The sequence below is a fragment of the Ottowia flava genome, assembly GCF_008017535.1.
GTDB classification, from domain to species: domain Bacteria; phylum Pseudomonadota; class Gammaproteobacteria; order Burkholderiales; family Burkholderiaceae_C; genus Ottowia; species Ottowia flava.
The window spans coordinates 1-12,627 of sequence record NZ_VRUA01000012.1 but is presented as its reverse complement, the minus strand read 5'-3'; the positions used below and the strand labels follow the sequence as shown (position 1 = coordinate 12,627).

The following is a 12,627-nucleotide window of genomic DNA, read 5'->3' as shown; positions in this document are numbered from 1 at the left end:
GCGGTGCGCCTCACGCAGCGCTCTGGCTGGGCGCTCAGGCGCCGGCAAAGGCCTGGTAGGCGGCTTCGTCCATCAGCGCGGTCAGTTGCCCGGCGTCGGACAGCTTGACCTTGAAGAACCAGCCCGCGCCGGTCGGGTCGCTGTTGGCCAGGCTGGGTTCGTCGCGCAGGCCTTCGTTGACTTCGGTCACCTCGCCGCTGATCGGCATGTAGACGTCGGCCGCGGCTTTCACGCTTTCGACCACGCCAGCGACTTCTTTCTGGGCGTAGGTCTTGCCGACTTCGGGCAACTCGACAAACACCACATCGCCCAGTGCGTCCTGCGCGTGCGTGGTGATGCCGACGGTGGCGATGTCGCCCTCAACGCGGATCCACTCGTGGTCTTCGGTGTATTTGATGGTCATGGGTTTGCTCCGGAAAAGAGAGCTGCTTGCGCAGATGCATAGCCGGCTACAGCCGGTTTTTTAAGAAAAATCAGCCGCGGTGGTAGCGTGGCGGAACAAAAGGCATGGCCGCCACTTCCATCGGCACGGCCTTGCCGCGCACGATGGCTTGCACCGGTGTGCCGATGGCGGCGAATTCGGGCGCGACGTAGCCCATGGCGATCGGCTGGTCGATGCTGGGGCCGAGCAGGCCGCTGGTGACCTCGCCTATGCGCTGACCGGCCGCGTTCTGCAACTCGGTGTGTTCGCGCACGGGGATGCGCTCCTTGGCGATCAGCCCAACCCGCTTGCGCGTGACCGATTGCGTACCGTCCAACTGCGCCAGCACGGTGTCGGCGCCGGGGAAGCCGCCGGCGCGTTCCCCGCCTGTGCGGCGCACCTTCTGCATGGCCCAGTTCAGGCCCGCCTCCACCGGGGTGGTTGTGGTGTCGATGTCGTTGCCGTACAGGCACAGCCCGGCTTCCAGGCGCAGCGAGTTGCGCGCGCCCAGGCCAATCGGCGCCACCTCAGGCTGGGCAAGCAGGGCGCGTGCCAGCGCCTCGGCCTGCGATTCGTGCACGAAGATTTCAAACCCGTCTTCGCCGGTGTAGCCGCTGCGGGTGATGTACAGGTCGGTGCCGTTCCAACTAAAGGGTGCGCCGGTCATGAAGACGAGCGCTTCCACGCCCGGCACCACGCGCGCCAGCGCATCCACGGCCTTGGGGCCTTGCAGCGCCAGCAGGCCGCGCTCAGGCATGGGCAGCACCTGGCAGCGGGTGCCGATGCGCGACTGGATGTGTTCGATGTCCGCGGCCTTGCAGGCGCCGTTGACGATCAAAAACAATTGCGGGCCTTCGCGCTCGCCCGATGCACGCGGCAGCGTGTCGCCCGCGGTGGCGCCCGGGTCGCCCCAGTTGACGAACATCAGGTCGTCCAGCACCGTGCCCTGATCCGACAGCAGCAGGCCGTAGCGCTGCTTGTGCACGCCCAGGCCCATCACGTCGACCGGCATCAGCGCTTCCAGCGCGGCGGCGGCGTCGGTACCCACCAGCTTCAACTGGCCCATGTGCGACACGTCGAACAGGCCGGCGCTGGAGCGGGTGTGCTTGTGCTCCGCCATCAAGCCAGCGGGGTACTGCACCGGCATGCTGTAGCCGGCAAACGGGACCATGCGGGCGCCCATTTCGATGTGCAGATCGTGCAGCGGGGTTTGCAGCAAGGGGGAGGTGTCGGCGGACATCGGTCGGGGCTCCTGGAATGCACGAAACAAGCATTGCACCGGGGCGCAAACCGCGCCGCCGGCATCGGGAACCCTGCTGTCCGCTTTACCTGAGAGATTCAAGGCGCTGGTGCATGGCACCGGCCTCTTGCCCCTTCGGTGGGCGGTGCAGATGGCCTGCGCCGCCTCTCTCCAACAGAATTGTGTGTCGTCAGTCCTTTTTGCCTGAGCGTTCGGCCTTCGGCGGCGCCGCAACTTCCGGCGCGCTCTCCTGACTGTGCGCGATTCTAGCGTGCCCAACCGCGCGGCGGGCTCACCGGTAGACCAGATCGCGCAGACCCAGCGACAGCGCCGGCACGTAGGTGATCACCAGCAGGCACAGCAGCACCACACCCACAAAGGGCAGCAGGTGGCGAATGATCTTGTCCAGCGAAATGCGCGCCACCGTGCAGGCCGCGAACAGGTTGACGCCGAAGGGCGGCGTGATCATGCCCAGCGCCAGGTTCACCACCATGATCAGCCCGAAATGCACCGGGTCGATGCCAAAGCGCTGCGCGACCGGCGCGAGGATCGGCGCCAGCACGATGATGGCGGCGCTGGTCTCGATGAACATGCCGATGATGAACAGGGCGGCGTTCACGCCCAGCAGGAACATCGCGGGGTTCTTGAGCACCTCTTCCAGCCAGTGGCCCACGGCCTCGGGCACGCCTGCGCGGGTGATCAGGAAGGCGAACAGGCCCGCGTTGGCGATGATGAACATGATCACCGCCGACGAGACGACCGACTTGCGCAGCGCCAGCATCAGGTCGGGAATCTTGATTTCGCGGTAGATCAGCATGCCGACGACCAGCGCGTACAGCACCGCCACGGCCGAAGCTTCGGTGGGCGTGAACACGCCGCCGTAGATGCCGCCCAGGATGATCACGGGCATGAGCAGCGCCCAGGCCGCCTGACGCGTGGCCGGCCAGATGCGCAGCCGGCCTTCGCCGTCGGTCTTGCCCCAGCCCTTCCACTTGCAGTAGAGCCACACGAAGAGCATCAACGCGCCGCTGATCAGGATGCCCGGGCCGAAGCCGGCGATGAACAGCTCGCCGATCGACACCTCTGCCGACACGCCGTACAGGATCATCGGGATCGACGGCGGAATGATCACGCCCAGTTCGGCGCTGGTCGCTTGCAGCGCGGCGGCGTAGCTGGTGGGGTAACCGTGCTTGATCAGCGCCGGGATCAGGATCGCACCGATGGCGAACGTGGTGGCCACCGACGAGCCGGACACCGCCGCGAAGATCATGCAGGTCAGCACGCAGGTCATGGGCAGGCCGCCCTGCACGCCGCCCACCAGGCTCTTGGCGAACTCGACCAGGCGGCGGGATATGCCGCCGGTTTCCATCAGGTTGCCGGCCAGGATGAAGAAGGGAATGGCCGCCAACGGAAACTTGTTGATCGAGTTGAAGATCTCCTTGGCGGAGATAAGCATGCTCGCATTGGTGACCTGGACGCCGACGATGGCCGCCAAGCCGATCGACACCGCCACCGAAATGCTGAGCGCAAAGCCCAGCACCATCGTGACCAACATGGCGCTGGTCATACGCGTCCCCCTGAAGGACGCGGCGCGTCAGCGTTGCGCCCAGACTGTGCACATTGGAGCGGTCCAGCGGTGCTCATTGCGCGGTCTCCAGTTCCATGCGGCGCGGATCCAGGTAGTTGGCGACGATGCCGAAGATCGAAAACACCGCGCCCACCGGCATGGCGATGTAGGCCCAGAACATCGACAGCGATTCCAGCCCCGCCATGGTCTGCACGCTGCCGCGCACCGCGTAGTCGTAGCCCCACCAGAGGATCACCAGCATCAGCGCCAGCGCCGCCAGCGCCACGACCAGGTCCAGCACGCGCTTGAGGCCGTCTGGCACGGCGCGGTACAGCGCATCCACGCTGACCATCGCGCCCTGGCGAAACGCCATGGGGATGCCCAGGAACACCATCCAGATCAGGCTGAAGCGGATCAGCACTTCGCTCCATTCGGCCGGCTGCTCCAGCACGAAGCGCGTGACGATCTGGAACACGCCCAGCCCCGATGCGATCACGAGCATGAGGCAGGCAAGCCCGAGCGCCACGCGGGTCGTCCACTTTTCGATGGTGAGGAACAGGGCTTTCATCGCATATCGGGATTCAGCATAAAAAAGGCCCGTACCGCAGGCGGGACGGGCGCAGGCAGCTATGAAAAACAGAGTTCTTCGGGTCGCTGCATCATCACTTCACGGCGCGGATACGGTCGAGGTTGGCCTTGCCAAATTCCTTCTCGAACTGCGCGTTCACCCCGCTCAGCGCGGCAGCGAACTTGGCCTTGTCGAGGTTGTCGATGACGGTCATGCCCTTGCTGCGCAGGTCGGCCACGCCTTTGGCATCGTCCTCGTCCACGCGTGCGCGGTTGGCCTTGGTGCCTTCCTTGGCGGCGTCGATGAAGGCCTGCTTGTCGGCGGCCGACAGCTTGTCGAACACGCCCTTGTTCATGACGAAGATGCAGGGCGAATACACGTGGCCGGTCAGCGACAGGTGTTTCTGCACCTGATCGAACTTGGCCGAGATGATGACCGGCAGCGGGTTTTCCTGGCCGTCCACCGTGCCCTGCTGGAGCGCGGTGAACACCTCGGGGAACGCCATCGGCGTGGTGATGATGCCGAAGGCCTTGTACGCGGCGATGTGCACCGGGTTTTCCATGGTGCGCATCTTCAGGCCCTTCAGGTCGGAAGGCTCCTTCACGTCGCGCTTGCTGTTGGTCATGTGGCGGAAGCCGTTTTCGGCCCACGCCAATGCCTTGAACCCCTTGGGCTCGAACTTGGTGAGCAGCTCCTGACCAATCGGACCGTCGAGCACCGCGCGGGCGTGCGCCTTATCGCGGAACAGGAAGGGCACGTCGAGAATCTTGGTCTCGGGCACGAAGTTGGGCACCGGGCCGGTCGAGCTGAACGCCAGCTCCTGCGTACCGAGCTGAACCGCCTCGATCGATTCACGCTCACCGCCGAGCGCGCCGTTGTAGAAGGTCTGGATCTTGTAGCGGCCGTTGGTGCGCTTCTCGACTTCCTTGGCGAAGGTGTCGATGGCGACGCCCTGGTGGGAGTTTTGCGCGACGGAAATGCTGATCTTCATCGTGGTCTGCGCGGCAGAGCCAGCGACGAGGCCGAAGGCCAGTCCAAGCCCGAGGGCCAGTTGATGCAGCTTCATGGGGTTGTGTCTCCTGTGTCGGTACGGGCCACGTCAGTTGGGCGCGGCGGGCAGATGCGCATTATGGGCGGCACACCCGCAGCACCGCCACGGGGTTTTCGCGCATCGCGGGGCGAGCCGCCGCATGGGCGGCGCCGGTCACTTCACCGCGCGAATGCGGTCGAGGTTGGCCTTGCCGAACTCTTTCTCGAACTGCGCATTGGCTGGCGCCAGTGCAGACACGAACTTGGCCTTGTCAACCTTGTCGACGATCTGCATGCCCTTGCCGCGCAAGTCGGCCACGCCCTTGGCGTCGTCTTCGTCCACGCGCGCACGGTTGGCCTTGGCGCCGGCCTTGGCGGCCTCGACGAACGCCTGCTGATCGGCAGGCGAGAGCTTGTCGAACTGCGCCTTGTTCATCAGGAACGCCATCGGCGAATACGCGTGGCCGGTCAGCGTCAGGTACTTCTGCACCTGCTCCAGCTTTTGTGACACGATCACCGGCAACGGATTTTCCTGTCCGTCCACCGTGCCTTGTTGCAGGGCCGCGAACACTTCCGGCCACGCCATGGGTGTGGTCAGGATGCCGAGCGACTTGTAGGCGGCAATGTGCACAGGGTTTTCCATGGTGCGCATCTTCAGGCCCTTGAGGTCGTCCGGGCTGTTGATGGCGCGCTTGTTGTTCGTCATGTGCCGAAAGCCGTTGTCGCCCCAGGCCAGCAGCTTGAAACCCTTGGGCTCGAACTTCTTGGCCAGCTCCTGTCCGAAGGCGCCGTCGAACACCGCCCGCGCGTGCGCTGAGTCGCGGAACAGGAAGGGCACGTCAATGATCTTGGTGTCGGGCACGAAGTTGGGGATCGCGCCGCTGGTGGCGAACGTCAATTCCTGCGTGCCCAACTGCACCGCCTCGATCGATTCGCGCTCGCCGCCGAGCGCGCCGTTGTAGAAGGTCTGGATCTTGTAGCGGCCGCTTGTGCGCTTTTCGACTTCCTTGGCGAAGGTGTCGATGCCGATGCCCTGGTGACCGTTCTGGGCCGCAGAGACATTGATTTTCATCGCGGTTTGGGCAGATGCGCCTGCCGAGAAGCAAAGAACCCAACCAAAGATCAGCGCGCTGCGACGCATTCCATTCATACCTTTGTCTCCATGTCGTACGGTGCAATGCCGCGCCGGAAACGCCATTATGGGGACATCAAACTGTCTCACTGGTACGGGTTTGCGCGGATTCCTCCTCGCCAGGCGCGTTGTGAGCCAGGTCCACGCAGATCAGCGGGCACACCCAATCGGTTCGATGCGCAGATAGACGAGGGTCTGATTGAGCGCGCTTTGTCCTTGGTGGTGCAGCCACCTTCATGCGCCATCACGTAGGGAACAGGGCCACCGAATCCAAACCGCGCGCGGCACTTGCATAGCAGCAACTTGCACGAAAGCGACCTTGTCGCCCACGACGCTGATGCAGTGTCTGGCTGGATCTGCGCGGGAGGTGTGGCGTGCTCGTATGCTTCGGTGACCTTGGTGCGCCAAAGCATCTCCAAGTTTGCTGCGAGACAAAAGGTAAAAATCAGCGGCAAAAGGTCACTACATCCCGGAGTAATTGGGGCCGCCGCCGCCTTCTGGCGTCACCCAGACGATGTTCTGTGTCGGGTCCTTGATGTCGCAGGTCTTGCAGTGCACGCAGTTCTGCGCATTGATCTGCAGGCGCTGTGCGCCGCCGCCGGTCGCCTCGTCGGCCACGAACTCGTAGACACCGGCCGGGCAGTAGCGGCCCTCGGGGCCGGCATACTCCGGCAGGTTGATGCGCACCGGCACCGTCGGGTCTTTCAGCGTCAGGTGCGCGGGCTGGTTCTCTTCGTGGTTGGTGTTGCTGATGAACACGCTGGAGAGGCGGTCGAAGGTCAGCTTGCCATCGGGCTTGGGGTAGGCGATGGGTGCGCACTGCGCGGCGGGCTTGAGCTGCGCATAGTCGGGCTCGTGGCGGTGCAGCGTCCATGGTGCGTGGCCGCGCAGCACGTACTGCTCGAAGCCGTTCATCACCGTGCCCACCGTCAGGCCCTTCTTGAACCAGTTCTTGAAGTTGCGGTCCTTGTTCAGTTCAACCGCCAGCCAGCTCTTTTCAAACGCTTCGGGGTAGGCCGTCAGCTCGTCGTGCTGGCGACCGGCTGCCACCGCGTCAAAAGCGGCTTCGGCGGCCAGCATGCCGGTCTTGATGGCGGCGTGGCTGCCCTTGATGCGGCTGACGTTCAGGTAACCCGCGTCGCAACCGACCAGCGCGCCGCCCGGGAAGATGGTCTTGGGCAGCGCCAGAATGCCGCCGGCGGTGATGGCGCGCGCGCCGTACGACAGGCGCTTGGCGTTCACGTTGCCGTTGTCGTCGGTGAAGTACCACTTGACGCGCGGGTGCGTCTTCCAGCGCTGGAACTCCTCGAAGGGGCTCAGGTACGGGTTCTTGTAGTTCAGGCCGACCACGTAGCCGCAGTACACCTTGTTGTCTTCCGCGTGGTACAGAAAGGCGCCGCCGTAGGTGTGCTCGTCCATTGGCCAGCCGGCGGTGTGCATGACGAAGCCCGGCGTATGGCGGCTGGGGTCGATCTCCCACAGCTCCTTGATGCCGATGGCGTAGCTTTGCGGGTCGCTGTCGGCGTCAAGCTTGTAGCGCGCGATCAGCTGCTTGCCCAGGCTGCCGCGCGAGCCTTCGCAGAACAGCGTGTACTTGGCGTGCAGTTCCATGCCCAGCTGGAAGTTCTCAGTCGGCTGGCCATCCTTGCCGATGCCCATGTTGCCCGTGGCCACGCCCTTCACGCTGCCATCGTCGTTGTAGAGCACTTCCGCGGCGGGAAAGCCGGGGAAGATCTCCACGCCCAGCGCTTCGGCCTGCTGCGCCATCCAGCGCACCACGTTGCCCAGGCTGACGATGTAGTTGCCGTGGTTGTTCGCGAACGGTGGCAGCAGCAGGTTGGGCACCCGCATGCCGTCGGTTTCGTTCAGGAAGACGTAGGCGTCGTCGGTTACCGGCTGGTGCAGCGGCGCGCCTTTTTCCTGCCAGTCGGGGATCAGCTCGGTCAGCGCCTTCGGGTCCATCACCGCGCCCGAGATGATGTGCGCGCCGGGCTCCGAGCCCTTTTCCAGCACCACCACCGACACATCCTGGCCGCGCTCGGCCGCCAGCTGCTTGATGCGGATCGCGGCCGACAGGCCAGCCGGGCCGGCGCCCACGATGACGACGTCGTATTCCATGGCCTCTCGGGGGCCGTATTGCTGGATGATTTCCTCGGGTGTCATGGGCGGTGATCTCGTCGTGTTTTGAAATAATGGCCAGCCGCCGCGCGCGAACCGCACCGGCTGTCGGGTCTGTGACCCATTGTATTCAGGCCGCGCGGCATGATGCACCACTTGCGCGACAGCGCGCGATCCGTTTTTTGGGGGCTTTTTCCGTGACCTACAGCATCGATCTTTCCGGCCGCGTGGCCTTTATCACCGGCGCTTCCGGTGGCCTGGGCGCCCAGTTCGCGCGCACGCTCGCCAAGGCCGGCGCCGGCGTGGTGCTGGCCAGCCGGCGCATGGACCGCCTGAAGGACCTGCGCGCGCGCATCGAAGGCGACGGCGGTGACGCCCACGTGGTCGAGTGCGACGTGAGCGACGTGCATTCGATCAAGGCCGCCGTGGCCCACGCCGAAACGGAAATGGGCTCGATCGACATCCTGGTCAACAACTCGGGCGTGTCCACCACCCAGCGCATCCAGGACGTGACCGAGGACGATTACGACTTCGTCTTCGACACCAACGTGCGCGGCGCCTTCTTCGTGGCGCAGGAAGTGGGCAAGCGCATGCTGGCGCGCTCGCGCGGTGCGGCGCCGGGCAGTTTCACCGGCGGGCGCATCATCAACATCGCCAGCATGGCGGGGCTGAAGGTGCTGCCGCAGATCGGCGTGTACTGCATGAGCAAGGCCGCCGTGGTGCAGATGACCAAGGCCATGGCGCTGGAATGGGGGCGCTTCGGCATCACCGTCAACGCCATCTGTCCCGGCTACATCGACACCGAGATCAACCACGCGCATTGGCAGACCGAGCAGGGCCAAAAGCTGATTTCGATGCTGCCGCGCAAGCGCGTGGGCGAGCCCAAGGACCTGGACGCGGTGCTGATGATGCTGGCCAGCGACCAGAGCCACTTCGTCAACGGCGCCGTGATCGCGGCCGACGACGGCTTCGCGCTTTGATGGCGAATTAGGCTCCAGCGCTTATCAGGAAAGCGCAAGCAGCTACGTTTGTCATAGCAAAATCATGCTGACCGGTATCGCGGCTGGCCTGGCCGCCGGTGCCCTGTGGGGGCTTGTTTTCGTTGCGCCGCGCATGGTGGCCGAATTTGGGGGCATCAACCTCACCGCCGGGCGCTTCATCGTCTACGGCGTGGCCTCGGTCGTGGCCATGGCCGCAGCCGGTCGGCGCGTGCGCTGGCCGACGGGGGCGCAGGCCTGGGGCGCGCTGTGGCTCAGCGTGCTTGGCTTCACCGGCTACTACCTGGTGCTGGTGCTGGCCATCCGCGACGCGGGGACTGAGTTGCCTGCGCTCATCGTCGGCACCATTCCGGTGTGGGTCATGCTGCTGGGCAAGCCGCACGGCCTGCGCTGGGCGGCCCTGCTGCCCGGGCTTGTGCTGACGGTCGCGGGCATTGTGCTGATGGCGCAGTGGCCAGGCGCGACCATGGGTGTTGCGCACGGCCAGCACTTCGCGCGCGGCATCGTGCTGGCCCTGGTCGCCATGGCGTGCTGGACGGCGTTTGCGCTGCTCAACGCGGCCTGGCTGCGCCGCCACCCCGAAGTGCGCGCCACCGACTGGGCCAACTGGCTCGGCCTGGCCACCGGCCTGGGCGGTGCGATCATGGCGCTCGCCTGGGGCAATGCGCCCGCCGCGCTGATGGCCGAGCCACGCTGGCCGGTGTTTGCGCTGGTCGTGGTGGCCATCGGCTTTGGTGCGAGCTGGCTGGCGACGATACTGTGGAACATGGCGAGCCAGCGCCTGCCGGCGAGCCTGTGCGGGCAACTGATCGTGAGCGAGACGCTATTCGCCTTGCTGTACTCTTTTCTCTGGGATGGACGCTGGCCCACGGCCACGCAGTGGGCGGCGGCCGGATTGTTCACCGCTGGCATCCTGGCCAGCATCAAGGCACACCGATGAAGATCGAGATTCCCGAACGCAAGAAGCTGGTGTTTGAAACCCGCATGCCCGTGCGCTGGGGCGACATGGACGCCATGGGCCACGTCAACAACGCAACCTACTTCCGCTACATGGAAAGCGCGCGCATCGACTGGTTCCGCTCGGCCGGCTTCGCGCCTGACGCCAGCGGCGAAGGCCCGGTCATCGTCAACGCGTTCTGCAACTTCTACCGCCAGTTCGAGTACCCGGACGAGATCCTGCTGAAGATGTACGCCAGCGACCCGGCGCGCACCACGTTCGAGAGCTGGGTGACGATGGAAAAGGTGGCGGAGCCCGGCGTCATCTGCGCCGCCGGTGGCGCGACCACCATCTGGGTCAACTTTCCCCGGCAGAAAGCAGTGGACTTGCCCGACTGGATGCGCACGCTGGTCAGCGACTGAGCGCCCGACGGCGCGGGAAAAGCAAAACGGCCGCAGACGCGGCCGTTTTTCTAAGTAAGCGGGTGTCACTCCGGCTGGCGCCCGGGCGCCAACCGGTTCAGACCTTACTCGCCAGCAGCGTGCGTCGGAGCCACGCGGTGTTGCTGGGCAACCGTGGAGCCGTCGAACACACCCGAAGCCGGCGGGTTGGCAATGGCTTGGGCACGCACTTCAGCGCGGGTCAGGCTGGCGTTGCTTTGGGCCACCGTCTGGCCGTCGAAAACACCCGAAGCGGGGCGCTGGGCGACAGCTTCGTTGCGCACGCTGTCGCGGGCGACGGTCGACACGGCCTTGGCTTCGTTCAGGAACAGCGGGCCTTCGCCGCTGGCGGGCACTTGGGCCATGGCGTTGCCGGCGAACAGAGCGGACAGGGCAGCAGCGGCGGCGATGGAAGCGAACTTGGTCATGGTGAATATCCTCGATTAACTGGTCTTCAAAGTGCCAGCAGACTTTGCTGGCGGTGTTTGTGGCCGTGGCGCTGAGACAAGCCTTTTTGAGGGGCTTGGCCTTGCGCAGCTGCCATGACCTGTACTTTGCGCCTGGGGAGGGGTTTGAAAAAGGACCTGGGAGGCAAGGCACTGTTTCGGGGTTGGAAACAATGGGGCCGTTGGAAGGCTTCGACCCGCCGGCGCGGCGCAGCTTCCGGTGGCTGTCATTTGAGCGGGCTGCTCAGCCATCAGAAGGTGGGCCTGGTCCGTGTCAACGCTTGAAGACCACGGCGCTGTGCGGCGCACAGGCCGTAAAGAATTAAAGTAGAAATGGCCTGTAGAGCAGGCCAGATTTGCGCGAGCAGCTATCGAACGGGTAGCGTCGAAGGCTCGGCATCCCCGGCATCCCCGGCATCCACGGCGCCGCTGTCGGCTATGGGCTCCGTGCGGGCGTGCGGCAGTGGCACCAGCGCTTGCTCGAACTGGCGCGTGGCGTCGGGCCAGTTGAACTGTTCGGCGTGGCGGCGCACGCCATCGCGCGGTTTCTTCAGTGCGGCCAAGCACGCTGCGCGCAGGTCGTCATCCAGCGCACCACCCGGCGAGTGGTGGCCCACTACGTCGATCGGCCCGGGCACGGGAAAAGCCGCCACCGGCGTGCCGCAGGCCATGGCCTCGGCCATCACCAGGCCGAAGGTGTCGGTCACGCTGGGAAAGACCATCACATCGGCGGTGCGGTAGACGGCGGCCAGCTCGTCCCCGCCCAGCACTCCAAACCAGCGCACGCCGGGGAACTGGCGCTTCAGCCTGGCTTCTTCCGGCCCGGTGCCGGCCACCCACTTTTCGCCCGGCAGGTCGAGCGACAGAAAGGCCTGCACCTGCTTTTCGACCGCCAGCCGGCCCACGTACAGGAACACCGGCACGTGCGAGCGCGGCAGGCGCGAGCCATCGGGCGTGAAGGCTTCCAGGTTGACGCCGCGCGACCACAGCCGCGCGCGGGTGAAGCCGCGCTGCACCAGGTCGGTCACGATGGCGGGCGTGGGCGCCAGCGTGGTCTGCGCGGCGTTGTGAAAGCGGCGCAGCAGCGCGTAGCTCCAGTCCAGCGGAAGGTGCACGCGCGCCTGCACGTATTCAGGAAAGCGGCTGTGGTACGCAGTGGTGAAGGGCCAGCTGCGGCGCAGCGCTACGCCGCGCGCGGCCCAGCCCAGCGGGCCTTCGGTGGCGATGTGCAGGCAGTCGGGCTGCACCTTGTCGATGTGCCGGGCCACGGCGGCGCGGCTGGCCAGGGCGAGCGAGATTTCAGGGTAAGTGGGGCAGGGCACCGAGCGGAAGTCCTGCGGCGACAGGATGTGCGTGCTGTGGCCCATCTGCTGCAGATGGCGGGTGGTCATCTTCAGCGTGCGCACCACGCCGTTGACCTGCGGCTCCCACGCATCGGTGACGATCATGATCTTCATCGGTGCTATTGAACTGGTAGCTGCCTGCGCAGGTGGTTGTAGGGCGCAAGCACTTTTTATTGAAATGCAGGCGCAGCGCCATGCGTCGACCCTCTGATTGGAGCGCCGCCGTGTGAAGCGGGCGTGACGGTGTCGTGTCAGGTCGACAGGGCGCCCAGGCGCGGCCGGCCGCCGGTGCGGGGAAAAGCGGGCTCGTGCAGGCTAGCTGTAGTTTCTCAACACGTTGTTCCCGTCGAATGCGAGTCGCGTGATGGGAGGCAGGTGTTCGGTGGCT

The 12,627-nt window shown here is 65.4% G+C and carries 12 protein-coding genes and 1 riboswitch; of the genes, 3 read left to right on the top strand and 9 right to left on the bottom strand.

Annotation, left to right across the window (positions count from 1 at the left end; translation table 11 throughout):
- Positions 1-34 precede the first annotated feature (34 nt).
- From gcvH to FVQ98_RS12620, 7 genes are all read right to left on the bottom strand, one after another.
- Positions 35-403 (bottom strand): glycine cleavage system protein GcvH, encoded by a 369-nt coding sequence (gene gcvH, locus FVQ98_RS12650; protein ID WP_147913814.1) that lies wholly within the window; start codon positions 401-403, stop codon positions 35-37.
- A gap of 70 nt (positions 404-473) precedes the next feature.
- On the bottom strand, positions 474-1,661 hold the full coding sequence (gcvT, locus tag FVQ98_RS12645; RefSeq protein WP_147913813.1) for a glycine cleavage system aminomethyltransferase GcvT: 1,188 nt from the start codon (positions 1,659-1,661) through the stop codon (positions 474-476).
- A gap of 66 nt (positions 1,662-1,727) precedes the next feature.
- Positions 1,728-1,846, bottom strand: a riboswitch (glycine riboswitch).
- A gap of 107 nt (positions 1,847-1,953) precedes the next feature.
- Positions 1,954-3,228, bottom strand: coding sequence for a TRAP transporter large permease (locus FVQ98_RS12640; RefSeq protein ID WP_147913812.1), 1,275 nt, complete (start codon positions 3,226-3,228; stop codon positions 1,954-1,956).
- A gap of 73 nt (positions 3,229-3,301) precedes the next feature.
- Entirely contained in the window at positions 3,302-3,796 is a 495-nt protein-coding gene (locus FVQ98_RS12635; protein ID WP_147913811.1) for a TRAP transporter small permease, read from the bottom strand.
- Positions 3,797-3,890: 94 nt separating this feature from the next.
- Entirely contained in the window at positions 3,891-4,862 is a 972-nt protein-coding gene (locus tag FVQ98_RS12630) for a TRAP transporter substrate-binding protein (RefSeq protein ID WP_147913810.1), read from the bottom strand.
- Positions 4,863-5,000: 138 nt separating this feature from the next.
- Complete coding sequence (locus FVQ98_RS12625) at positions 5,001-5,966, bottom strand: TRAP transporter substrate-binding protein (RefSeq protein WP_147913913.1); 966 nt, start codon at positions 5,964-5,966, stop codon at positions 5,001-5,003.
- A 453-nt stretch (positions 5,967-6,419) separates the two neighbouring features.
- Entirely contained in the window at positions 6,420-8,120 is a 1,701-nt protein-coding gene (locus FVQ98_RS12620; RefSeq protein WP_147913809.1) for an electron transfer flavoprotein-ubiquinone oxidoreductase, read from the bottom strand.
- Positions 8,121-8,272: 152 nt separating this feature from the next.
- On the opposite strand from FVQ98_RS12620, the gene FVQ98_RS12615 reads away from it, so the two are divergent.
- The 3 genes from FVQ98_RS12615 (at position 8,273) to FVQ98_RS12605 (ending at position 10,432) form a co-directional block, all read left to right on the top strand.
- Complete coding sequence (locus FVQ98_RS12615; RefSeq protein WP_147913808.1) at positions 8,273-9,055, top strand: SDR family oxidoreductase; 783 nt, start codon at positions 8,273-8,275, stop codon at positions 9,053-9,055.
- A gap of 64 nt (positions 9,056-9,119) precedes the next feature.
- Positions 9,120-10,013 (top strand): DMT family transporter, encoded by an 894-nt coding sequence (locus tag FVQ98_RS12610; RefSeq protein WP_147913807.1) that lies wholly within the window; start codon positions 9,120-9,122, stop codon positions 10,011-10,013.
- Positions 10,010-10,432, top strand: coding sequence for an acyl-CoA thioesterase (locus tag FVQ98_RS12605; protein ID WP_147913806.1), 423 nt, complete (start codon positions 10,010-10,012; stop codon positions 10,430-10,432). The genes FVQ98_RS12610 and FVQ98_RS12605 overlap by 4 nt, the downstream gene beginning before the upstream one ends.
- 104 nt (positions 10,433-10,536) lie before the next feature.
- Here FVQ98_RS12605 and FVQ98_RS12600 read toward each other — a convergent pair whose 3' ends face one another.
- Positions 10,537-10,878: a hypothetical protein gene (locus tag FVQ98_RS12600; protein ID WP_147913805.1), complete on the bottom strand. Its 342-nt coding sequence runs from the start codon at positions 10,876-10,878 to the stop codon at positions 10,537-10,539.
- 386 nt (positions 10,879-11,264) lie between these two features.
- Positions 11,265-12,353, bottom strand: coding sequence for a glycosyltransferase family 4 protein (locus FVQ98_RS12595; protein ID WP_147913804.1), 1,089 nt, complete (start codon positions 12,351-12,353; stop codon positions 11,265-11,267).
- Positions 12,354-12,627: the final 274 nt, after the last annotated feature.

What these genes read in the sequence shown, in the direction of transcription:
- gcvH (WP_147913814.1), bottom strand. Translation starts at nt 403, where the DNA reads ATGACCATCAAATACACCGAAGACCACGAGTGGATCCGCGTTGAGGGC.
- gcvT (WP_147913813.1), bottom strand. Translation starts at nt 1,661, where the DNA reads ATGTCCGCCGACACCTCCCCCTTGCTGCAAACCCCGCTGCACGATCTG.
- FVQ98_RS12640 (WP_147913812.1), bottom strand. Translation starts at nt 3,228, where the DNA reads ATGACCAGCGCCATGTTGGTCACGATGGTGCTGGGCTTTGCGCTCAGC.
- FVQ98_RS12635 (WP_147913811.1), bottom strand. Translation starts at nt 3,796, where the DNA reads ATGAAAGCCCTGTTCCTCACCATCGAAAAGTGGACGACCCGCGTGGCG.
- FVQ98_RS12630 (WP_147913810.1), bottom strand. Translation starts at nt 4,862, where the DNA reads ATGAAGCTGCATCAACTGGCCCTCGGGCTTGGACTGGCCTTCGGCCTC.
- FVQ98_RS12625 (WP_147913913.1), bottom strand. Translation starts at nt 5,966, where the DNA reads ATGCGTCGCAGCGCGCTGATCTTTGGTTGGGTTCTTTGCTTCTCGGCA.
- FVQ98_RS12620 (WP_147913809.1), bottom strand. Translation starts at nt 8,120, where the DNA reads ATGACACCCGAGGAAATCATCCAGCAATACGGCCCCCGAGAGGCCATG.
- FVQ98_RS12610 (WP_147913807.1), top strand. Translation starts at nt 9,120, where the DNA reads ATGCTGACCGGTATCGCGGCTGGCCTGGCCGCCGGTGCCCTGTGGGGG.
- FVQ98_RS12605 (WP_147913806.1), top strand. Translation starts at nt 10,010, where the DNA reads ATGAAGATCGAGATTCCCGAACGCAAGAAGCTGGTGTTTGAAACCCGC.
- FVQ98_RS12600 (WP_147913805.1), bottom strand. Translation starts at nt 10,878, where the DNA reads ATGACCAAGTTCGCTTCCATCGCCGCCGCTGCTGCCCTGTCCGCTCTG.
- FVQ98_RS12595 (WP_147913804.1), bottom strand. Translation starts at nt 12,353, where the DNA reads ATGAAGATCATGATCGTCACCGATGCGTGGGAGCCGCAGGTCAACGGC.